The 21,659-nt window shown below is 40.4% G+C and carries 19 protein-coding genes and 1 tRNA gene; 11 read left to right on the top strand and 9 right to left on the bottom strand.

The window, feature by feature from the left end:
• The first annotated feature begins 68 nt into the window (after nt 1-68).
• Nucleotides 69-1,937 carry a tRNA uridine-5-carboxymethylaminomethyl(34) synthesis enzyme MnmG gene (mnmG, locus tag COR50_RS05220; RefSeq protein ID WP_098193018.1) on the top strand — a complete coding sequence of 623 codons (1,869 nt, stop codon included), beginning with the start codon at nt 69-71 and terminating at the stop codon, nt 1,935-1,937.
• 364 nt (nt 1,938-2,301) lie between these two features.
• On the top strand, nt 2,302-3,663 hold the full coding sequence (gene hemN, locus COR50_RS05215; RefSeq protein WP_098193017.1) for an oxygen-independent coproporphyrinogen III oxidase: 1,362 nt from the start codon (nt 2,302-2,304) through the stop codon (nt 3,661-3,663).
• On the opposite strand, the gene COR50_RS05210 is transcribed toward hemN, so the two are convergent.
• Entirely contained in the window at nt 3,656-4,192 is a 537-nt protein-coding gene (locus COR50_RS05210) for a CopD family protein (RefSeq protein WP_098193016.1), read from the bottom strand. The genes hemN and COR50_RS05210 overlap by 8 nt on opposite strands.
• 266 nt (nt 4,193-4,458) lie before the next feature.
• Here COR50_RS05210 and COR50_RS05205 point away from each other — a divergent pair, with 266 nt between their 5' ends.
• The 3 genes from COR50_RS05205 to COR50_RS05195 all read left to right on the top strand — a co-directional run bounded on the left by COR50_RS05205 (nt 4,459) and on the right by COR50_RS05195 (nt 7,761).
• Nucleotides 4,459-5,352: a terpene synthase family protein gene (locus COR50_RS05205; RefSeq protein WP_098193015.1), complete on the top strand. Its 894-nt coding sequence runs from the start codon at nt 4,459-4,461 to the stop codon at nt 5,350-5,352.
• Nucleotides 5,353-5,450: 98 nt separating this feature from the next.
• The gene (locus tag COR50_RS05200) at nt 5,451-5,813 is read left to right on the top strand and encodes a VOC family protein (protein ID WP_098193014.1); all 363 of its coding nucleotides are present in this window, start codon (nt 5,451-5,453) and stop codon (nt 5,811-5,813) included.
• 394 nt (nt 5,814-6,207) lie between these two features.
• Entirely contained in the window at nt 6,208-7,761 is a 1,554-nt protein-coding gene (locus tag COR50_RS05195) for a PAS domain S-box protein (protein ID WP_157760633.1), read from the top strand.
• 8 nt (nt 7,762-7,769) lie between these two features.
• Here COR50_RS05195 and COR50_RS05190 read toward each other — a convergent pair whose 3' ends face one another.
• Complete coding sequence (locus COR50_RS05190) at nt 7,770-9,068, bottom strand: MFS transporter (protein WP_098193012.1); 1,299 nt, start codon at nt 9,066-9,068, stop codon at nt 7,770-7,772.
• Between the two features lie 112 nt (nt 9,069-9,180).
• On the opposite strand from COR50_RS05190, the gene rpiA reads away from it, so the two are divergent.
• Complete coding sequence (gene rpiA, locus COR50_RS05185) at nt 9,181-9,852, top strand: ribose-5-phosphate isomerase RpiA (RefSeq protein WP_098193011.1); 672 nt, start codon at nt 9,181-9,183, stop codon at nt 9,850-9,852.
• 3 nt (nt 9,853-9,855) lie between these two features.
• Here the strand turns inward: rpiA and COR50_RS05180 are convergent, their stop codons facing one another.
• The gene (locus COR50_RS05180) at nt 9,856-10,374 is read right to left on the bottom strand and encodes a DinB family protein (RefSeq protein WP_098193010.1); all 519 of its coding nucleotides are present in this window, start codon (nt 10,372-10,374) and stop codon (nt 9,856-9,858) included.
• A 126-nt stretch (nt 10,375-10,500) separates the two neighbouring features.
• On the opposite strand from COR50_RS05180, the gene COR50_RS22250 reads away from it, so the two are divergent.
• Nucleotides 10,501-10,677 carry a hypothetical protein gene (locus COR50_RS22250; protein ID WP_157760632.1) on the top strand — a complete coding sequence of 59 codons (177 nt, stop codon included), beginning with the start codon at nt 10,501-10,503 and terminating at the stop codon, nt 10,675-10,677.
• A gap of 41 nt (nt 10,678-10,718) precedes the next feature.
• On the opposite strand, the gene COR50_RS05175 is transcribed toward COR50_RS22250, so the two are convergent.
• From COR50_RS05175 to recQ, 3 genes are all read right to left on the bottom strand, one after another.
• Nucleotides 10,719-10,791, bottom strand: a tRNA-Phe gene (locus COR50_RS05175).
• A gap of 64 nt (nt 10,792-10,855) precedes the next feature.
• On the bottom strand, nt 10,856-11,629 hold the full coding sequence (locus COR50_RS05170; RefSeq protein WP_098193009.1) for a DUF3050 domain-containing protein: 774 nt from the start codon (nt 11,627-11,629) through the stop codon (nt 10,856-10,858).
• Nucleotides 11,630-11,642: 13 nt separating this feature from the next.
• Nucleotides 11,643-13,844 carry a DNA helicase RecQ gene (gene recQ, locus COR50_RS05165; RefSeq protein WP_098193008.1) on the bottom strand — a complete coding sequence of 734 codons (2,202 nt, stop codon included), beginning with the start codon at nt 13,842-13,844 and terminating at the stop codon, nt 11,643-11,645.
• A gap of 176 nt (nt 13,845-14,020) precedes the next feature.
• On the opposite strand from recQ, the gene COR50_RS05160 reads away from it, so the two are divergent.
• Both COR50_RS05160 and COR50_RS05155 read left to right on the top strand, forming a co-directional pair.
• Nucleotides 14,021-14,995 carry a KpsF/GutQ family sugar-phosphate isomerase gene (locus tag COR50_RS05160; RefSeq protein ID WP_232516277.1) on the top strand — a complete coding sequence of 325 codons (975 nt, stop codon included), beginning with the start codon at nt 14,021-14,023 and terminating at the stop codon, nt 14,993-14,995.
• Between the two features lie 5 nt (nt 14,996-15,000).
• On the top strand, nt 15,001-16,092 hold the full coding sequence (locus tag COR50_RS05155; RefSeq protein ID WP_098193007.1) for a mannose-1-phosphate guanylyltransferase: 1,092 nt from the start codon (nt 15,001-15,003) through the stop codon (nt 16,090-16,092).
• 57 nt (nt 16,093-16,149) lie between these two features.
• Here the strand turns inward: COR50_RS05155 and COR50_RS05150 are convergent, their stop codons facing one another.
• From COR50_RS05150 to COR50_RS05140, 3 genes are all read right to left on the bottom strand, one after another.
• The gene (locus COR50_RS05150; protein ID WP_098193006.1) at nt 16,150-16,818 is read right to left on the bottom strand and encodes a carbonic anhydrase family protein; all 669 of its coding nucleotides are present in this window, start codon (nt 16,816-16,818) and stop codon (nt 16,150-16,152) included.
• Between the two features lie 21 nt (nt 16,819-16,839).
• Nucleotides 16,840-18,474 carry a SulP family inorganic anion transporter gene (locus tag COR50_RS05145; RefSeq protein WP_098193005.1) on the bottom strand — a complete coding sequence of 545 codons (1,635 nt, stop codon included), beginning with the start codon at nt 18,472-18,474 and terminating at the stop codon, nt 16,840-16,842.
• Nucleotides 18,475-18,751: 277 nt separating this feature from the next.
• Nucleotides 18,752-19,054, bottom strand: a complete 303-nt coding sequence (locus COR50_RS05140) for a hypothetical protein (protein ID WP_098193004.1) — start codon at nt 19,052-19,054, stop codon at nt 18,752-18,754.
• A 337-nt stretch (nt 19,055-19,391) separates the two neighbouring features.
• Here COR50_RS05140 and COR50_RS05135 point away from each other — a divergent pair, with 337 nt between their 5' ends.
• Both COR50_RS05135 and COR50_RS05130 read left to right on the top strand, forming a co-directional pair.
• A complete protein-coding gene (locus tag COR50_RS05135; protein ID WP_098193003.1) occupies nt 19,392-19,727 on the top strand; it encodes a PadR family transcriptional regulator in 336 nt (111 codons plus the stop codon).
• A gap of 42 nt (nt 19,728-19,769) precedes the next feature.
• Nucleotides 19,770-21,611, top strand: a complete 1,842-nt coding sequence (locus tag COR50_RS05130; protein WP_098193002.1) for a PspC domain-containing protein — start codon at nt 19,770-19,772, stop codon at nt 21,609-21,611.
• Nucleotides 21,612-21,659 lie beyond the last annotated feature (48 nt).

Here is a 21,659-nt window from a genome sequence, read left to right as displayed (position 1 = left end):
ATATACCTTATAAATATTGACGGTTTTCTATTATGTAATCTGTAATTTTGCAACTCAAATTCAATGTAATGTTTCCAAGTTACGATGTTATAGTGGTTGGTGCTGGTCATGCAGGCTGTGAAGCTGCTGCCGCCGCTGCAAATATGGGTTCTAAGGTGTTATTGGTGACAATGAACATGCAAACAATTGCTCAAATGAGCTGCAATCCTGCTATGGGTGGAATTGCTAAGGGGCAAATTGTGCGTGAAATCGATGCTTTAGGTGGTTATTCCGGTATTGTTACCGATCAGTCCATGATACAATTTAGAATGTTGAATAGGTCGAAAGGTCCCGCTATGTGGAGCCCGAGAACACAAAATGACCGGATGCTTTTTGCTGCTAAATGGCGGGAAGCATTGGAGAACACTTCTAATATAGATTTCTACCAGGATATGGTAAAAGGCCTCCTGGTGAAGAATAATACTTGCTATGGAGTAGTTACTGGTCTTGGCCACGAAATCAAGGCTAAGGCTGTAGTACTAACTAACGGCACCTTTTTGAACGGGGTAATCCATATTGGTGATAAAACTTTTGGTGGAGGCCGTGTAGCGGAAAGGGCTGCCACAGGTATTACCGAACAATTAATAGAACTTGGTTTGGAAAGTGATCGCCTTAAAACGGGAACTCCACCCAGGATTGATGGGCGAAGCCTCGATTATTCCAAGATGGAAGAGCAAAAGGGAGATGAGGAAATCATCGGTTTTTCATACTTGGACGTGAAAAAGATACAGCCGTCAGAACAAAGAAGTTGCCATATTACTTATACTAATTCAAAGGTTCATGAGCTATTGAAGACGGGTTTTGACCGTTCTCCCATGTTTCAAGGGCGGATTCAAGGTGTTGGACCTAGGTATTGTCCGTCAATCGAAGATAAGATTAACCGGTTTGCGGAAAGGGATCGACATCAATTATTCGTGGAGCCTGAAGGTTTCGATACCGTGGAAATTTATGTCAACGGATTCTCTACTTCCCTACCGGAAGATGTTCAATATAAAGCCCTTCAATCAGTTCCCGGATTTGAGAATTGTAAAATGTTCCGTCCCGGCTACGCGATAGAATATGATTATTTTCCACCGACACAATTGAAGTTTTCGTTAGAAACTAAATTGATCGGGAACCTGTTTTTTGCCGGCCAAATCAATGGAACTACCGGGTATGAAGAAGCTGCTTGTCAAGGTTTAATGGCTGGTATGAATGCACATTTGAAGACGAAGGGACAAGATCCTTTTATCCTAAAAAGAAGCGAAGCCTATATCGGTGTGTTGATAGACGATTTAATCAATAAAGGTACTGATGAACCGTACCGGATGTTTACATCCCGTGCCGAATTTAGGACTTTGCTTAGGCAAGATAATGCTGATTTGAGGTTAACGGAAAGGAGTCATTTGATGGGTTTAGCAAAGGAAGAAAGGATGGAAAAGGTGAATGTAAAACGTGAAGGGGTTGAAAAGATTAAGAAAATTCTGAAAGAGCTTTCTTTAGATCCTTCAGATATCAACGGGTATTTAGAGGCAAATAACTCTTCTCCCCTAACTCAAAAACAAAGGGCGTTGCAAGTATTATTACGTCCTAATATTGATATTTTTTCGATGAAAGAGCAAGTACTGAAATTGAAACAAGCGTTGGAAGGTTTTGATATCGATACCTTGCAGCAGGCAGAGATCCAAATTAAGTACGAAGTATATATAGAGAAGGAAAATGAGCTTGTAAAAAAGATGAGCCAACTTGAAGATTTGGTAATACCGGATTCTTTTGACTATTCTAAGTTGGTATCTCTATCTGCGGAAGCCAAGCAAAAATTCATGAAGATAAAACCTAGGACACTTGGACAAGCAAGTAGAATTAGTGGGGTTAATCCTAGCGATGTCCAAATTCTGATGGTTTATATGGGAAGATAATGACTTGAAAATATTTCGTTTTAAGCCGGGTAATTTACCCGGTTTTTTTATGCATCGTAGTTGAAGATGAAAAAAAATGTAAATAATCGGAAAAAAGTGAGCTTTATATCTGCTGTATAATGAACGATCTCTAAGTAGGTGAGACCTTATATCCAAAAGAAGGGAGATTGTCTTAAAAGGGCTAAAATTACCTTTTATTTAGATTGGTGTATTTTAAGAATGCTCATTAATAGTAAATATTATTGTTCCACGTGGAACACCTTTATATCATCGGAAAAATTGACCATAATCATTTATCCTTCTGATCCATCTAAGCAAGTCTTGAAATAACTGGGGATATCTTAGCTATATAAAATTTTAGAAGATGGATCAGCAAGATTTACTATTGAAATACAATATTCCTGCCCCGAGATATACCAGTTATCCAACAGTGCCTTATTGGAATGAATCGATGAACACTTTAAGTTGGAAAGAGATGTTTTATGAGCAATTCAAAATTCATAATTTGAAAGAAGGTTTGGCCCTTTATATACATTTACCTTTTTGCGAATCCCTATGTACCTATTGTGGTTGTAATAAAAAGATTTCTTTACAACATCATGTTGAATTGCCCTATGTTGAAGCCGTCTTGAAAGAATGGAAGATGTATCTAAATTTAATGAACCAGGCGCCTATTATTAGGGAGATTCATCTTGGTGGAGGTACCCCTACCTTCTTTTCCCCGGAAAATCTTGTGCGTTTATTGACTACTATTTTCAACGATGCTATCATACATCCACAGTATGAATTTAGTTTTGAAGGGCATCCGAATAATACCACGAGGGAACACCTGGAAGCTTTATACCAACTTGGATTTAGAAGGGTAAGCTTCGGGGTGCAGGATAATGACCCGGTTGTTCAGAAAGCGATTAACAGGATTCAACCTTTGGAGAATGTAAAATCAGTAACCGGTTGGGCTCGTGACACGGGGTACACATCTGTAAATTATGATTTAATCTACGGGCTCCCCTTCCAAAATACTAGCGGTTTAGAGAAAACTTTGCATGAAGTATTGTCGCTAAGGCCTGATAGAATCGCATTTTATAACTATGCGCATATTCCCTGGAAGTCTAAATCTCAAAGGCTTTATAGTGAACAGGACTTACCCCTGGCTCAAGACAAAATAAAACTGTATACCCTAGGTAAAGAAATTTTCATGGATTACGGGTATGTTGATATCGGGATGGATCATTTCGCTTTGGCCCATGATAGCTTGGTGAAAGCCAAATATTTAAAAAATTTACACCGCAATTTTATGGGGTATACCCAAACCAATACCTCCTTGTTACTTGGCCTCGGGGTATCAAGTATCAGCGATGCCAGTAAAGCATATGCCCAAAATGAAAAGGAGTTGAAAACTTATTATGAAAGTATAGCGGCAGGAGAATTACCAATAGCAAAAGGACTCCTGCTTGATAAAAAAGATGAGTATTTCAGGCAGCATATTTTGAACATTGCCTGTAATGGTACTACAACATTAGATCAAGAATTTCCTGTTGAAGTAAATAAAATTGTATTACCTAGGTTGAAAGAATTGGAAGCTGATGGTTTGGTTGAGATCCGGGGAAAGACCGTTTTTTTAACAGCAATTGGTCAACAGCTCACGAGAATCGTTTGCCATGCATTTGATTTATATGCATCGGGTCAACAGGAAAAGATTCAAAACCAGTTTAGTAAAGCTATTTAGATTTACGATCCCGTATCTTTTTATAAATCCTGATAGCAAGTAAAAGCAATAAAGTGAAGGCCATCAAGCCACTAATCCCCCATGCTAAACCTGCAAGGCTTTTTAATACGACTAAGAATACAATAGCCACTAATAGCACGGTGGCTACTTCATTCCAAATTCTTAACTGCGTGGAAGAATATCTAAAAATACCATTTTGCTGCTCCTTTACAAGTTTATGTAAAGAAAGATGATATAAATATAAAGCAAGTACAAACCCTAATTTAACCCACATCCAGGGTTGTATAGTACCGTATTGATATAATAAATATGGGCCTAAAATTAACGTGATAATTGCAGAGGGCCAAGTAATCCCGTACCATAAACGCTTAATCATGATGGTGAACTGTTCCTGTAAGATGCTTTTCTTCGGCTCTACTTCGGTTTGCGCTTCAGTATTATAAACAAATAGCCTTACTATATAAAACATACCGGCAAACCAGGTCACAATGAAAATGATATGTAATGCTTTGATCGATAAATAATGCATGGGAACGATTGACTTGCCAACAAAAGTACAGTATCGATTGTTTACTTTCGAATCTAAGTTTGCTTTTTACACCACTGGGACAAAACATTTCTACAACTTATTTAATAAAAAATGGCATCTATTTTGAAATATATAATTTGAATTAACTGCAAACCGAATACAGGTAATTCAAGTAATTTACAAGGGAATACCCCTGATCTTTTAACCCCTATTCTACATCACAAATTATATAAGCTGTGGTAGTATGAATTACAAAATTGTCCGCCATGAATACACAACTCAACCAACTCTGCATCTTGTACGGAAAGGCGCTACAACAAGAATTAAATAATTTACTAGACACTTTTCAATTTTTAAGCAAGGAAGAAATAGAACATTACAAGTCAATGAATATCGGTATAATAGCCGCTAATTTATACCCCGATGCGCAATTTGAAAGATTGCAAACAATATCGAGATTATTATTGTGGATGCTTCTTTGCAAGGATGTATACAGTTTTTATTCCTCCAAGCAATTGAAACCGATACATCAATGTTACCTATTAGCCTTCGAAGGTAAACCTAATGCTGCATGCGATGATGAATTATGCATGCTCATACAAACTCTAGGTGCGGAAGTGCGGAAGTTTGCCAGTACCTCTTGTTGGTACCGTTTTATATTTCATTTCAATGATTATTTGAAAGGTATCCGCTGGATGACCGATATTAAGCAATCCACCGTTTGCCCTGTATTTTCTAAGTATATCGTGCAATGCGAACAATATTCTTTTACGCATATGTTGATAGATTTCATGGAAATTGCGATCGGCGCTCCCCTATCAACAAATATTTTGCATTCAAGTTTGTACCAAAGGCATATAAACATTTCTAACAGGGCCTTGATGATTAGTATGGAACTACAGCCAAGAGATCAATTTCCCGGCAGCCTAAGATGGAATTTTGAAGATTGCCTGAGTAAAAAGCAGCAGCTGTCTTACCAGGTTGCTTTCCATGATTTAGAAAATTTACGCACCAAATTACTGGAAGAAAATTTAAGGCAACAGGAAGAGCTGCAAGGAGTATTCAGGAGGGAAAAATTGCTGGATGAGTACCTATTAACGTTCCAGCAAATGATTTATTCCTTAAGTCCTGATTGGAATAATAATATTGATATATCATAAAAGTAGGTTTGTTATATTATAATGTAATTGTCAAGCTGTTAAAACAAAATTTGCTAAATTTTAGCAAGTACTTACTTTCGCGGTGAAATTTAATTGATATGATTCAGTTCGAGCGGATTCACCATGTACAATTATGTATTCCTATTGATGCGGAAGATCAAGCCAGGGAATTTTATGGAACAATATTAGGCTTGCAAGAAATAGAACGCCCGTTGTCATTGCAAGATAGGCCCGGTATGTGGTTTAAGATGGGAAATATAGAACTACATATAGGGCTTGAAGAAAGCAGTTTATCAAAGCGGCATCCTGCCTTCGAAGTAAAAGATATCGAATTTACCAGGGCATATTGTATTTCGAAGGGGATAAAGGTAAAAGATGAGATTCCTATCCCCGGTCAAACCCGTTTTTCTATTTGGGATCCATTTGAGAATAGGATTGAATTGTTGGAGAGGTGGAAATAAAATAAAAAAAGGTAGTAAGAATACCACCTTGTAATGTTTTAACCATATATCCTATGAAAACCTATTATAAATATATTATTATTGTTAATTAGAATAATATTTATTAGGTGAATGCTTTAATATTGTTCGTGAGCGTCGTTGATTTCTTATTAAGCGCAAACATATTAGCCCGATAGAAGCTCCAATAATTATGGAAGATTAAAAGTGTAAAATTTTAGAGATTTATTACTTTCATGTTGATGAAAATAAATACATTACACTTCTATAATCACGCTAAAAAACTGTGATTCAATAGATTGAATTTAAAAATAGTATTGCCAGTTTCATACCTGCTGATCAAAAATTTATTAGAGTTGGCGATACCTGTTTATCCATAACCTAGAAGCCGCATTTTTTGCAGAGAAAGTTCATGTTTATACATCAAATAGACCATCAAATCGATAATGGCATAACCGAAGCCATCTTAAATACCATAGACGAAGGAATCCTACTGGTTAGTAATGAAGGGATTATCAAGGGTTGTAATCGACAAGCATTAGAAATAATAAAATTATCGTCAGACCAAGTTCTCGGTAAATCATATAAGGATGAGATGTGGATAGCTACTACAGAAGAATTGATGCCGATTTCTTCCGAACAATTCCCGATAGCCACCTCGATAAAAAGCGGATCCCCTGTAAAGAATTTTGTCATGGGTTTAAAGGTGGATAAGGTTAGCATATGGATCAATGTAAATACGCACATCCTTGAAATAAAAAACGAACGATTTATCCTTGCTTCTTTCTATGATATTTCTGAACCGATAAGAGCCAGGCGCTCTTTGCAAATGTTGACAAATCAATTAATAGAAAAAGATAAACAACTATTAATTGATCAGAAATTTACAAATGCATTCCATTATGCGAGCATCGGGATTGCCCTAGTTACGGATACAGGATTATTTGTTGATGTAAATAATTCACTGTGCCAGATGCTGGGTTATTCTAAAGAAGAATTGTTGAGCTTAAATTTTCAATCATTAACGCACCCCGGCGATCTAGAGATCGATTTAGACTTTGTTCGGAAAATGCTAAACAATGAATTGGATACTTACCAAATGGAAAAGCGGTATTACCATAAGAATGGAAGTATTATATGGGTCTTATTATCAGTATCGATGGTACGGGATCCATATTCACCAATGTTTATATCGCAGATAGTCAATATATCAGAACATAAAAAGTTGATAGATGACTTAAACAGCAATAACATCATCCTGGGGAGAACATCCGGGGAATTACAAAGGAGAGTGAACCAACTCAGTGAATTCAATCAAATAGTTGCACATAATTTAAGGGGCGCCGCTGGAAATATTATTTCATTATTGGGGTTAATGAAAGATAGTCGTGATGAACAAGAACGCATGATGTACTTTCCATACTTGGAACAATCCAGTAAGGCCTTGATGGATATATTGAATAACTTGATAAAACTGTTACATGTAAGATTAAATAATGAACCGGTTAATCAAGAAATGCTGAACATCAATAAAAGTATTGATCAATGTATATATCAATTATATCAAGAAATTCATTCCTCGAAAGCAATGATCCGGATGGATCTACAGGTTTTGCATGTTAAGTATAACAAAGCTTATTTAGATAGTATTATTTATAATCTACTGAGTAATGCGATTAAATATGCAAAAAGGGATACCGCCCCTATTATCTTGATATCAACTTATAAAAAAGACGGCGCATGTTATTTAGATGTTGCCGATAATGGGATGGGAATAGATTTAGATAGGTTTGGTGACCAATTATATAAAGCTAATAAGAATTTTCATAAAACTAAAAATAGCCATGGCTTTGGTCTTTATATATTGAAGAATCAACTGGATGCAATGAATAGCGAGATTACAGTTGAAAGTGCTTTGGGTAAAGGCACGAAATTTACAGTAAGATTGTAAGTTTTTTACTAGTGTTTTTCGTGATCTATATAAGAAGTAGTCTTTGTATCTTTTACGAGTGTATAAACAATTAGCGAGATAAAAATGCAAGTTGCTACATAAAAATAGAAATACTGTTCATGCCCGATTTTTTTACAATATAGCGCCACCGTTTCAGCGGTACCGCCGAAAATAGCTACCGTAAGTGCATATGGCAAGCCCACACCTAAGGCTCTAATTTGAGCAGGAAATAGTTCTGCTTTCACGACGGCATTTATCGAAGTATATCCACTTACGATAATCAAGGCAGCAAGAATCAATAAAAATGCTTGCCATTCTTCAGTTACATGACTTAAAGTTGCTAAAATAGGCACGGTAAATATCGTACCGAGTATTCCAAAACCCATCAAGAGTGGTTTCCTGCCAATCTTATCCGACAGTAACCCGAATAAAGGTTGAATAGCTGCGTATATCAACATTAAGTAAAACGTTAACATGCTGGACCTTTCAATACTAAGATGTACCGTGTTGACGAGAAATTTTTGCATATACGTCGTGTAAGTATAAAATGCAAGTGTTCCTCCCAAGGTAAGGCCCACGACTGTGAAAACCGCTTTGGGATGTTGTTTGAGTAGGAGTTTTAGAGAGCCTTTTTCTTGCACTTTCGGAGAGAGATGCAATGATTCTTCCATGTTTTTCCTCATATACAAAGCAACGATGGCTAATAATGCCCCAATTACGAATGGGATTCTCCAACCCCAACTGGCGAGTTGTTCGTGGGTTAAAATTACTTTTTGTAATAAAACCTGTATGCTAAGCGCAAGTAATTGTCCCCCGATCAATGTAACATATTGAAAACTGGAAAAGAAGCCCCTCCTGCTCGCGGGGGCAATTTCACTTAAATAAGTTGCAGAAGAACCATATTCACCTCCTACGGATAAGCCTTGTAATAACCTGGCAACTAAAAGTAAAACCGGCGCCATGATACCGATGGAATGATATCCGGGAGTAAAAGCAATCAGCATAGAACCGAAAGACATCAACAATACGGAAAGCGTCATCGAAGTTTTCCTTCCTTTTTGATCGGCCATTTTTCCGAAGATCCAACCGCCTAAAGGACGCATTAAGAAGCCAACGGCGAATATAGCTGCCGTATTCAGTAGTTGCACCGTTTTATTATCGCCGGGAAAGAAGACCGGTGCGAAATACAAAGCGAATGTCGTGTATACATACCAATCATACCACTCTACAAGGTTTCCGATGGTTCCGGAGAGAATGGCTTTATATCTCCACATAGCGCTACCGTGTTGATTTTTTCCTGGTGACATAACGTGAAAATAAATGATAGTAATTAAAATAATGATTAAAATTTCTTTATAAAAACCTTCGATTGACGGAGTAGGAAAAAATGGCGAACTTCATCCTGTAAAACATGCTGACATGGAAATCAATCTCGCGAAAAAAGCAGCGGGCGAAAAGGCTGCTGAATATGTAGAAAGCGGAATGAATATAGGCTTGGGTACCGGTAGTACCGTCTATTATACTATTTTAAAACTTGGTGAACAAGTAAAATCTGGGATGAAGTTAAAAGCAATAGCGACTTCTCTTGCAACGGAAAAACTGGCCAAGGAATGCGGCATTCCAATAGTTGACTTTTCTGCTACCCAGGAACTTGACTTGACAATAGATGGGGCTGATGAAGTGGATGGGAAATGGAATTTAATAAAAGGTGGCGGTGGCGCTTTGATGAGGGAGAAGATCGTTGCGGCGGCGAGCAGGGAGTTTATTGTAGTGGTGGATGCTTCAAAAAAGGTGGATTATTTAGGTAAATTTCCATTGCCTGTTGAAGTGATTCCTTTTGGCTGGGAAGTGACATTAAAGCATATTAAAGCACTGTGCCGAACAGCATATTTAAGGACGAAAGGAGCAGAAATTTTTGTAACGGATAATAACAATTATATAGTTGATATGCCAATTAAATCGATTATTAGTCCAAAACAATTGGAGCTGCAACTCCGGGAGATACCTGGGGTTGCAGTTACAGGCTTGTTTATCGGTATGGCAAGTAAAGTAATTGTAGGAGAAACCGATGGTAAGGTCGTAGAATTATAAATATTATCTAACAGTCAAATAATACCCGTAATCCGTCATAGGAGCATCCGTAATGCCTAAATTCCTGCCCATTGTTACAATTTGTCCACGGTGATAAGTGCTATGATTAAATACATGGTGGATATATTCAAACCTGGATTCTTTTCCTTGTACCCAAGGAGATGTGAAGACAACTTCCTGGCTCAATTCAGCATCTGAAAGTGATAGGATATATGCTGTCATCTGCTCTGATTGTTCTAAGAGCATATCAAAACAAGCCCTTGTTGACAGTAATTCGTAGTTCGGGGTATGTTGTGGGCTTTCTTCGAGTACGCTCAACCAAAAATCCTGGCAACTGAGGATATGCAATAAGGTTAAACGGATCGTCGGAAAGCTGGAAATGGTTTCCTTATCCATTAGTTTTTCTGGATGGGATTGTAACCAATATATCATGGTTTTATTTGCCCAGGCATTATAGAGGGCAAAGTTTTTCATTACAACGGAAAGCGTATTTGAAATCGGTTTGCTGGTTGTTAAAATCATAGTAGTAACGTTTTGTTATTACAAAGAAACAACCGGGTTTTGACAGCAGTATGTCAGTAGGGATTTGGGAAATTATTTTAGCAGGAAAAAATGGTATCATAATTTTTTTCACCCGATTTGGTGGAGATGTCTAAGTTTTTGGAGGATTTTGAAGTATTAAATGATTTGGTGAAAAAATGGTATCATAATTTTTTTCACCCCGATTTTGGGGAGATTTCTAAGTTTTTGGAGGATTTTGAAGCATTAAATGATTTGGTGAAAAACCATGGATCAAGTAAAAATTTTGGGGGTAGCAGAAAATAAAAACGGGAACAATACATTTGACTGTACTATTCCCGCTTTTGTGGTAGGAGCCGGGATCGAACCGGCGACACAAGGATTTTCAGTCCTTTGCTCTACCAACTGAGCTATCCCACCAACGTATTCCCTTGTGTTGTAAGGGATTGCAAAGGTATGCAATAGTTTGAATAAACAAAATTTTTTAGGATAAAATTTTAGATTTTTCTTCTAAAACCGCTGTCCATAAGCGATAGCGCCATTCCAAGGCTGTAATTGCAGCGGCTTCCGCTTCCTTCCAAAGCCTTGCATCATCGCCGCATAATTCAGCCACCATTTGCATGGATAATATGCTATGATGATCGCCATCTACCTCGATATGACGCTCTAGGTAATACTGGAAAATATCCAGCTTCCCTGGGAATTTCTGATGCATATCCTTTACCAGTTCGTGGAACATTCCCGGGATGAGATCTTCCCTGCCGAATGTAAACACGGCAGCCATTAAATGGGGCTGATTACTTTCGATCGTATCAAAAGTAAACTTTAAAAAACCTTTAATATCTGCTGGTAAATTGGCTTCGGAAATAGCCGTTTGAATAGGAATACCGGCTTGCGCTGCTGCTACCAGGGAAAGGATAGCCTCCGTATTGGCGCCCGCTTGTTGCATAGCCTGCAAATAGAGCTCGTAATGGCTGCAACGGTTGCCCGCCGCATCTACATCACTCTCCTCCCCCGTTACTATTTCATTGATAAAATAGCGGGTATTAGGACTGCCTACGGGAACCCAAGGCACCTTTACACAGGTTAAGGATTGCTGGAGCCCTTTCAGCAAGGACATGAAATCCCAAACGGCAAAAATATGATGCTCCATGAACAGTTGAATATCTTCAAAAGACTCCAACGAAGCATATAATGGATGGTGTATTATCTTCTCCCTCACCGGGGCAATGGCTTCCTGAATTTTTCCTATTTCCATTATCAGAACTGCATTAGTTTCCGTACACAACCAAGAACTTGATACGCATCAATTTCAATTGTTCCAGCGTGTAATTGCTATCAATTAATTCCTCGCGGGCCAGGGCCAGGCTGGATGTTTCACAGTTTTTAAAATACTCCAGTATTTCATCCTGCGCATAATCATCCAACTCTTCATCGAGGCAGTAATCCAGGTTCAACTTGGTGCCACTGGCCACGATGGTTTCCATCTCGTCTAACAGCTTGCTCATACTAAGCTCCTTGTTTTTGGCGATGGTTTCCAGCGGGATTTTTTTATCGATATTTTGAATGATAAATACCTTCAGGCCGCTCTTGTTGACAACGCTTTTCATGACGAAGTCATCCGGCTTGACGATATCATTTTCTTCAACGTATTTAGTAATTACTTCCAGGAATTGTTTGCCGTAGCGGATAGCTTTGCCCTTGCTTACACCTTGGATCTTTTCGAGCTCCTGGGTCGTTGTAGGGTAATGGGTAGCCATATCTTCCAGGGAAGTTTCCAGGAAAATAACGAATGGGGGCAGGTTTTTTTCCTTGGCCACTGTCTTCCTGAGATCTTTCAGCATTTCGAATAACACTGAATCCGCGGAAGCTTGCGCCCCGGCTGCTATTTCTTCATCATCTTCAGCAGCTTCTTCATCAAACTGATGATTGAGCGCCACCATGATAGAATAAGGCTTTTTAAGGAACGAACGACCTTTATCCTTGATTTTCAATAAGCCGTATTCCTCGATATCCTTTTCGATCAAACCTTCCAACATCATCTGGCGGATAAGGGAATTCCAGAAGTGCGCATCGAACTCCTTACCGGAGCCGAAAACAGCTAATTTATCATGTTTGTACGTAGTGATTTGCGGGTTAATGTTACCCATAATCACGTTTACAACATATTCAGAACCAAATCTTTCGCCTAGTTCCTTGAGCGCTTTCAGAACGATCACCACCCGGTTTTTCACCTCGATTTTCTCTTTCGGGTTCCTACAATTATCGCAGTTTCCACAGTTCTCTTCCTCTAATGGCTCCCCGAAGTAGTGTAAAATCACCTTGCGGCGGCAAACAGCGCTTTCCGCGTAGGCCACGGTTTCGTTGATTAACTGCGCACCCATCTCGCGTTCGCTCAGCGGCTTATCGCGCATGAGGTGTTCCAGCTTTTGTACATCTTTATGGGAATAGAAACAAACGCAGATACCTTCCAATCCGTCCCTCCCGGCACGCCCGGTTTCCTGGTAATAGTTTTCCAAGCTTTTGGGAATGTTATAATGGATTACGAATCGAACATCCGGTTTATCGATACCCATACCGAAGGCAATGGTGGCCACGATAACTTCAACTTCTTCATGCAGGAACATATCCTGCCTCTGGGCCCGGGTACCGGCGTCTAAACCGGCATGGTAAGCCACGGCCTTGATGCCATTAGCTGAAAGCATGCTGGCCAATTCCTCCGTGGTTTTACGGTTGAGGGTATAAATGATCCCGCTTTTCCCTTTATGTAGATGGATAAACTTGACGATATCCTTGATCGTTTGATCTTTTTTACGCTTTTGGCGGATTTCGTAATAAAGGTTGGGACGGTTAAAGGAAGAAATAAATATTTCCGGCTCACGCAATCCCAGGTTTTTAACAATATCACTTTGCACTTTCGGCGTGGCGGTAGCCGTGAGGGCAATAATAGGTAAATCATCATTGATCTGCTCGATCATTTCCTTTAAACGGCGGTATTCCGGGCGGAAATCGTGCCCCCATTCGGATATACAGTGCGCTTCATCTACCGCGATGAAGGAGATCTCCAGATCTTTGAAAAAGTCGATATTTTCTTGTTTTGTTAAAGTTTCTGGAGCTACGTATAACATTTTTGTTTTACCTGAAAGCAGATCTGTCCTAACTTTCTTTATCTGCGCTTTCGTGAGCGTAGAGTTCAAAAAGTGGGCAACATTATCTTTGCTGCTATATGAACGAACCAGGTCTACCTGGTTTTTCATGAGCGCGATGAGCGGGGATACAATTAAAGCGCATCCGGGGCTCATCAGGGCCGGCAATTGATAGCATAGCGATTTCCCTCCCCCGGTAGGCATAATTACAAAAGTGTCCTTGTTGGCAAGGATACTGTTGATAATAGGCTCCTGGTTCCCTTTAAAGGATTCAAACCCGAAATGTTCCTGTAAAGCATCCAACAAACTTACCTTAGCATCGGCCATCACATAAATAGTTTAAAACTAAAATCAGACGAAATCAACAAAATGGATGGATAAAACGGCTATAAATGGATTATCGTTTTTTTTGGGGACACGAAATTAACTAAAAAACAGCTTACTTCAATATAAATTATATGATCGATGATCTGCACTAAAAAATATAAATTTGTGCCTACCGCATGAAACAAACGATGAATGAAAATATTTCGTCGATTGCCTTAAAAACCATCGCGTTAGAGGCAGCTGCCATCGACAACCTGCAAGGGTATATCAACGAAGAATTTGAGCAATGTGTGAAATTGTTGGCCAATTGCACCGGTAGAATTGTGATTACCGGTATCGGCAAAAGCGCCATCGTTGCCCAAAAAATTGTTGCCACGCTCAATTCCACCGGCTCCCCGGCACTCTTTATGCATGCTGCGGATGCTATCCATGGCGACTTGGGAATGATCGGACCGCAAGACGTGGTTATCATCATTTCCAAAAGTGGCGAATCTCCTGAAATTAAAGTTTTAGTTCCATTAGTAAAAGGTTTTGGTAATATAATTATTGCCATCGCTGGAAAAAAGGACTCCTACCTAGCGCAATCGGCTGACTACCTGTTAGATACTACCGTGAGCCAGGAAGCCTGTCCTAATAACCTGGCGCCAACTACCAGTACTACCGCGCAAATGGTTATGGGAGATACCCTCGCCGTTTGCTTAATGGAACTCAAGGGGTTTACAGCCGCGGATTTTGCCAAATATCATCCCGGTGGAACCCTTGGTAAAAGATTATACCTGAAAGTAGGTGATTTAAGTAGATTAAATGCCAAGCCTAAAGTATCTTTACAGAGTTCCTTACGGGAAGTAATCGTGGAAATTTCATCCAAAATGTTGGGTGTAACAGCTGTTTTAGATGAAAAGCAACATTTAGCCGGGATCATCACTGATGGTGACCTTAGGAGAATGCTAGAGAAAAACGAGGCAACTCAACATCTCACCGCAAAAGACATCATGTCCACCCAACCGAAAACGATTCAGCAAAGTGAATTGGCCGTCAATGCTTTAGAATTGATGCGCCAAAACAACATTACGCAGTTATTGGTAATGGACGGCCCGGGTTACGCAGGAATTATTCATTTACATGACCTTATAAGGGAAGGAATTATTTAAGAGCAATGACTTCAATGAACAATCACTTCTATGTAGCCATTATGGCCGGCGGAATAGGAAGCCGGTTCTGGCCATATAGTCGTACAGACTACCCCAAGCAGTTCCTGGATATTTTAAATACAGGAAAATCATTGTTGCAGTGGACCTATGAACGTTTCGTACAGTTCATTCCCCCGGAAAATATTTACGTGGTAACGCACCACCAGTACGCTGATATGGTTGCCAAACAACTACCGGAGCTGGCGAAGGACAATATCGTCAAGGAGCCTTCCCGGAAGAATACAGCGCCCTGCATCGCTTACATCTCGCATAAAATTCATCAGAAAGATCCCAAGGCTTGCATGATTTGTGCCCCTGCGGATCACCTGATCATGGATAGTACCTCGTTTATCAGTGTTTGCCTGAACGCGCTGTTGTTCGTTCAGAAACATTCTGCCTTACTGACTTTGGGGATCAAGCCTACCCGCCCTGATACTGGCTATGGCTACATCCAATATGAAACTTTACAGGCTGCCGATAACGTTTACCCTGTAAAAACATTCACTGAAAAACCCGACCTTGAGTTGGCCAAGACGTTTATTGCCAGTGGGGATTTCCTTTGGAATGCCGGGATTTTCGTCTGGAACTCCAAAACAATCATCGCCGCATTTAAAAAATACCTGGCCGAGATCGAGGAAATGTTTGAGGCGAACCTGGAGGCTTTCAATACCCCCGCGGAGAAAGAAGTGATGGAAAGAATTTATTCGCAGTGTACCAATATATCAATCGATTACGGTATCATGGAAAAGGCGGATAACGTTTACGTAATCCCTGCTAATTTTGGTTGGAGTGACCTGGGTACCTGGGCTTCTGCATATGAAAATCTTGAGAAAGACTACTTGGAAAATGCTGTTCAAGGAAAAAATGTGATGGTGATCGATGCAACGAACAACATGGTGAGGGCGCCGCATGATAAGTTAGTAGTATTGCAAGGGCTGGATGACTTCATCGTGGTTGATACTAGCGACGTATTGCTGATTTGTAAAAGACAAAACGAGCAACAGATCAAGGAATATGTTGCCGAAGTGAAAAGGCATAAAGGCGATAAATACCTATAAGATAATGTATAAAAATGGGGCGATCAAGAGATGATCGCCCCTTCTTCTTAACACTTACTATCCTGCAACTGGTGCAGCTTTTGGATGATTGATGATCATGGTGTGATCACAAAAAGTTACAGCTCCATTTTCTACATCGTAAACGGCCCCGATAATTCCAACTTTCCCCTCTTCAATCAATTCACGCAAAATCGGGCTTCTTTCCATGATGATTTTCACGGAATGTTCCACATGTATATTGGTCACCGCCGAAACGAAGTCGGGGTTGGATGCAGTTCTGTTGTCGGTGATGGTTGTTTCAGCATCAATAGACGGTTGAATCTCGCTTAATAAAGGGGTAAGGTTACCCATTTTTACGCCGTCACAGGCGCCTTTGATCGCACCGCATTTAGTATGGCCAAGCACCACGATAAATTTTGATCCGGCCACGGCACAAGCATATTCCAGGCTGCCTAATACAAATTCGCTGATCACGTTACCTGCCAAGCGGATGCTGAAGATGTCTCCCAAGCCGAGGTCAAAAATCAATTCTGCTGAAGTACGTGAATCCATGCAACTTACGATTGCCGCGATTGGCCACTGTCCATCGCGGGTGTCGTTCATTTGTTGTAAAAGGTTGCGGTTGATACGCAAATTGTTTACAAAACGGGCATTTCCATCGCGTAAGATCTTCAACACATCTGCCGGTGACAAGCTTTCCTGGGTGATTTTGTTATATGCGTTCATATTCAGTTATTTGTTTTATTATTAGTTTAATGTCAATTCTTTAATGAGTTGCGTGTGATTCCCATTAGTTTTTTGTCCTTCCCCGGGCTGTTCTATAAAAATGTGTTCCGTATTACGGATGTTGTACACGTCTTTAAACCCCGTGAGTACTACTTTAATATTCTTTTGAGGCGCCTTGATCTGGGTAAATTCCCGTAGGATTTCCAGTACATCGTTATCGATGTAGACGGTAGTGCTGGCATCGATAACCACGGTGCTGTCTTTAGGCATGTGGTCCAATGTCAAAAGAATATTAGCCTTATTTAAAAATGAAACTTCCTGAGCCAACTCGATGCGGATCAGGTCCCCGGTGCGGTATTTTTCCTTGGAGAAGAAGTACGGGCTTTTCAGGTTTCCGCGTAAAATGCCGATAACGCTAACAGCCAAACCTAGGGCAACGCCTAGCAATAAGTCTGTAAATACAACGGCCAACACGGTTACCACGAAAGGAACCCATTGATATTTACCTTTGGCAAACATCTTCTTAAAGATAGATATTTTGCAAAGTTTATATCCAGTAACTAAAAGAACCGCGGCAAGGGTTGCCAATGGAATCTTATTTAATACTACCGGGATCAGCGCTGTACAAGATAATAACAAGATGCCATGCCATACGGCAGACACTTTTGTACGGCCCCCGGAATTAATGTTCGCTGAAGAACGAACAATTACCGATGTTACCGGCAAGCCACCGATAAAACCACTTATGATGTTACCTACGCCTTGCGCCCTTAATTCGCGGTTGGGCGAGGAATATCTTTTTAGTGGATCGAGCTTGTCCGTAGCCTCCAGGTTTAAAAGGGTTTCGATGGATGCAACTACGGCGATAGTGGCCGCTGTCACCCAAACATCTCCCCTTGCAAACGCACTGAAATTCGGGGTTGTAAATTGCCCGATGAAATCAGAAAAGCTATCAGCTACAGGCAAAGATACCAAGTGTGAAGCGGAAATTGCTAAAGAAGATCCGGTTGCTACAAATAATTCGTTAATTCCTACCCCTGCCATTACAGCTACTAAGGGTGCGGGTACAGCCTTCAGCTTCGGAATTTTATTCCAGTAAACGATGATTAAAATGGATATCGCACAAATTAATGTAGCGCCCAAATGAATATGGTTCAAGGTGGATAACAAGGCCGTGATCGTGTTTTCACCATCTACCTGGATGAAATTCATATCCCCTTCTGCATCGGCATCGTAACCGAAAGCATGCGGGATTTGCTTCAGGATAATGATGATACCTATAGCAGTTAACATCCCGGTAATTACATTAGATGGGAAATAGTTTGCAATAACGCCGGCGCGGGCAAAGCCCAATGCCAATTGAATCATACCTGCTATCACTACTGAAGCCAGGAAAATATCGAATGCCCCGAGACTGGTGATAGCGGAAAGTACAATGGCCGTGAGACCCGCCGCGGGTCCGCTCACGCTAAGGTTCGAACCACTTAAGGAGCCAACCACGATACCGCCGACAATACCGGCAATCATCCCGGAAAACAACGGGGCGCCTGAGGCCAGCGCGATACCGAGGCATAAGGGAACTGCAATCAAAAATACGACTAGGCCCGCCGAAAGGTCACCTTTGATATTAGATAATGGAGATGTTTTAACGCTCATCTTTTTTGCATTTATTATAGTTGACAGACAACCATACAGCAGCCCAACTAGCCCGATATAATTGAAACAGTCCAAATCCGCAGTTTCCGCAGATCCCGTGGAATGAGTCAATAAGATCGGTACCGGCATAGGCGCCTGTACCTCGTCTAGAAATGAATAGCAAGTGTGAATAACTATTATACCCGGGTTAAGACAAGAATACGGGTACGGCTGAACCGTTCATACGCATTCGTACGTCTATCGATATAATAGCGTTAAGAATGGGATACCTAATTACTTAGGCAATAGCTAAAAAGTTAGGAGGAGGTGTTTGAATTTCCTGGATAGGATTAGGAGGTAGATGTTCGAAATATTGATGCCCACCACTTATGAGTGTGAAGCGCGGGTCATACAAACTGCCCTGCTCCGTGTAATTCAAGTGAAAATCTTTCACGAGCTTTACAGGGCTTTTAGAAGAGCAGCCGCCGTCAATATGTTCTTCAACAATCTGGTTGTTAAACAATAGTTTCCCTACTTCCTTGATGGGAAGTAATTGGACGCACATCAGTCCAAATAATAATATGGCGAGAAACTTTCTCATGTATAATTACAACTGCTACAAAAATACACTGCGAACATTAAAATAAAGCCTAGTAAGCGTAAAAAAAATGTTAAATGCGAAAAAAATTAATCTTTGGAAGATTAAATACCGATTATCATTTGTTTTGACCGTTTATAAATATATAACTGGGGCAAAAATGCCGAGTGCTAAATGTAAATATTTGATTTTCTATAGATTATAATAAATGTAAGCTAATATTGATAGCAAGTTATTTTGCTTAAGATAGTATTATGTATTGCATAGTAGTATAAAAGCATTACCTTTGTATTGTAATCGGAAGATATCGATTACAGAGAATCATTAAAGCTCTCTTGCCATGAATATAGATAACACACAATCACAAATGAGAAAAGGGGTACTGGAATTTTGTATCCTTTCGATCATTAAGCAAGGCGAAGCTTATCCTTCGGATATTATCGAGAAGATGAAAGAGGCGAAACTCGATATACTGGAAGGAACGCTGTATCCTTTATTGACCAGGTTGAAGAATGCGGAATTACTCACCTACCGCTGGGTAGAAAGTAGCTCCGGTCCGCCGAGGAAATATTTTTCCATGACCGAGAAAGGTGAAAACTTTTACAAGGTATTGGAAAACACCTGGAACGAGTTGGCAAATGCCGTACATCAATTAACAGATCATAGTACCCTTTAAAATCCTTTTAGATACCTAAAAACCTAAAACCTTCACTAAGCGATGAAAAAGATTATCAACATAAATTTATCGAGCCGCCTCATCCCCATAGAGGATTCCGCTTACGATACGCTGAGGCTCTACCTTGATAGCCTCAAGAAGTACTTCGCGCAAGAAGATGGTGCTGATGAAATCATGAGTGACATTGAAGGCCGCATCGCGGAAGTATTTCAAGATAAACTCAAAAAAGGAGCCCATTGTATCACCGATCAGGATATCGAGGATATCAAGGCTTCCATGGGAACACCTTCACAGTTGGAAGATGAAACCAATGCCGGCTCTCAAGGTATGGGGGCAGAACAGGCCGAGAAAAAAACAGCTTTTGATTTTGAACAATACATCCGCCCTACCAAGCGCTTTTACCGCGACCCCGATCATAAGCTGATCGGTGGCGTTTGCGGGGGCTTAGGCGCTTATTTTAATATTGACCCCGTTGTTTTCAGGGTGCTATTCGTAGTATTCGCCGTATTGTACGGTACCGGCTTTATCATATACCTGGTATTGTGGTTCGCTACGCCTGAAGCACAATCAACCGCTGAAAAATTAGAGATGAGGGGCGAAAAAGTTGATCTTAATAACATTAAGACAACCGTCCAGGAAGAGATGAAGGAGTTTAAAAGCAGGATGTCTAACGTCGGAACTGATTTCAAAAATTTTTCAGCCGGCCGTGGTAAACAAATGGGAAGTGAAATAGGTGGCGCCGTGGATAGGTTAGCGCGTGGATTCGGCAAGTTTGTCGTATTTATAGCTAAAAGCTTCTTCTATATTTTCGCGGTGATCCTCTTATTTGTATTAATAGGGGTATTGATTACAACTTCCTTTACCGCGGCCTGGTTCCCAATACTTAATACGATCTTTACAACCAACCAATCAATACTTTTCTGGTTGTCTAGCACCTTGCTATTAGGAATACCGATCTTGTCATTGATCATGTTCCTCGTACGCAAGATGACGGGTAGTAAGTACAATAATAAATATGTAGGCTACGCCTTCGGAACTTTTTGGGTCATAGGTTTAGTTTCCAGTATCCTGCTGGGTATTTCATTGGCCAAATCTTTCAGGGCCGGGGCCAAAACGATGCAAACCGTTGCGTTGGAAGATGTAAAAGGTGATAAACTTTATATCAAGAAGTCGGATGATGCCCTAGTAATGGATAATATCGATTTCTTTGACAGCAGGTTCCGTGTTTTGGAAGATACCGCGATCGTGGACGCTATCTCGTTGAGAATTATCCAAAGTAATTCCGATAGGTTCGAAATGCAAATCGATCGTTTCTCCCGGGGGAGAACTTATTCACAGGCAAGATCCTATGCCGAGTCCATCCGCATCCCATTGGTGCAAAAAGATTCCGTGATTTACTTGCCTTCAGGTTTCAGCATCCCAACAAAATTAAAGTACCGCGGGCAAAGGGTGGCCATTTATATCAAGGTGCCCAAAGGTAAAACAGTGGAAGTTGACCGCAGCGCTTACTGGAATTACCGTTTCCTTGGAAATCATGATAATTACTGGGATAATGATTATTACGACGGTCGTGTAGAGATAAAATCAGGTAAAAACGGGTTGGAAAAAGTGTACGATAGTTGGGATAGAAATGATGATAAAAATTTAGATAATAGCCCAGGGCAGGATGCCGCTCCTTCCGCCAAAAACAAGAGAGATTCCGTGAGGCAACATTACAGGTATCAACAAGATACTAGCCTTGCCCCGCCATCCGGCCCTGCTGTTCAACCCAAAAAGGAGAAGAAACAGGAAAATGATACTGCCAACGCGATGAAGAAATCCATTGCCCAGGTAGAGAAATTCAACTTCCTCTTCGCTCCTTACGATAAAATCAGACAATCATAATTCACAATAAGTTTAGAAAAATAGCTCAGCCAGCCGCAGTTTCTACTG

The sequence above is a fragment of the Chitinophaga caeni genome (assembly GCF_002557795.1).
GTDB classification, from domain to species: Bacteria; Bacteroidota; Bacteroidia; order Chitinophagales; family Chitinophagaceae; genus Chitinophaga; species Chitinophaga caeni.
The sequence above is the reverse complement of the archived record's forward strand: the minus strand, read 5'-3'. Positions and strand labels throughout refer to the sequence as shown.

Coding starts and splice junctions, on each gene's coding strand:
- mnmG (WP_098193018.1), top strand. CDS start 69: ATGTTTCCAAGTTACGATGTTATAGTGGTTGGTGCTGGTCATGCAGGC.
- hemN (WP_098193017.1), top strand. CDS start 2,302: ATGGATCAGCAAGATTTACTATTGAAATACAATATTCCTGCCCCGAGA.
- COR50_RS05210 (WP_098193016.1), bottom strand. CDS start 4,192: ATGCATTATTTATCGATCAAAGCATTACATATCATTTTCATTGTGACC.
- COR50_RS05205 (WP_098193015.1), top strand. CDS start 4,459: ATGAATACACAACTCAACCAACTCTGCATCTTGTACGGAAAGGCGCTA.
- COR50_RS05200 (WP_098193014.1), top strand. CDS start 5,451: ATGATTCAGTTCGAGCGGATTCACCATGTACAATTATGTATTCCTATT.
- COR50_RS05190 (WP_098193012.1), bottom strand. CDS start 9,068: ATGTCACCAGGAAAAAATCAACACGGTAGCGCTATGTGGAGATATAAA.
- rpiA (WP_098193011.1), top strand. CDS start 9,181: ATGGAAATCAATCTCGCGAAAAAAGCAGCGGGCGAAAAGGCTGCTGAA.
- COR50_RS05180 (WP_098193010.1), bottom strand. CDS start 10,374: ATGATTTTAACAACCAGCAAACCGATTTCAAATACGCTTTCCGTTGTA.
- COR50_RS22250 (WP_157760632.1), top strand. CDS start 10,501: ATGTCTAAGTTTTTGGAGGATTTTGAAGTATTAAATGATTTGGTGAAA.
- COR50_RS05170 (WP_098193009.1), bottom strand. CDS start 11,629: ATGGAAATAGGAAAAATTCAGGAAGCCATTGCCCCGGTGAGGGAGAAG.
- recQ (WP_098193008.1), bottom strand. CDS start 13,844: ATGGCCGATGCTAAGGTAAGTTTGTTGGATGCTTTACAGGAACATTTC.
- COR50_RS05160 (WP_232516277.1), top strand. CDS start 14,021: ATGAAACAAACGATGAATGAAAATATTTCGTCGATTGCCTTAAAAACC.
- COR50_RS05155 (WP_098193007.1), top strand. CDS start 15,001: ATGACTTCAATGAACAATCACTTCTATGTAGCCATTATGGCCGGCGGA.
- COR50_RS05150 (WP_098193006.1), bottom strand. CDS start 16,818: ATGAACGCATATAACAAAATCACCCAGGAAAGCTTGTCACCGGCAGAT.
- COR50_RS05145 (WP_098193005.1), bottom strand. CDS start 18,474: ATGAGCGTTAAAACATCTCCATTATCTAATATCAAAGGTGACCTTTCG.
- COR50_RS05140 (WP_098193004.1), bottom strand. CDS start 19,054: ATGAGAAAGTTTCTCGCCATATTATTATTTGGACTGATGTGCGTCCAA.
- COR50_RS05135 (WP_098193003.1), top strand. CDS start 19,392: ATGAATATAGATAACACACAATCACAAATGAGAAAAGGGGTACTGGAA.
- COR50_RS05130 (WP_098193002.1), top strand. CDS start 19,770: ATGAAAAAGATTATCAACATAAATTTATCGAGCCGCCTCATCCCCATA.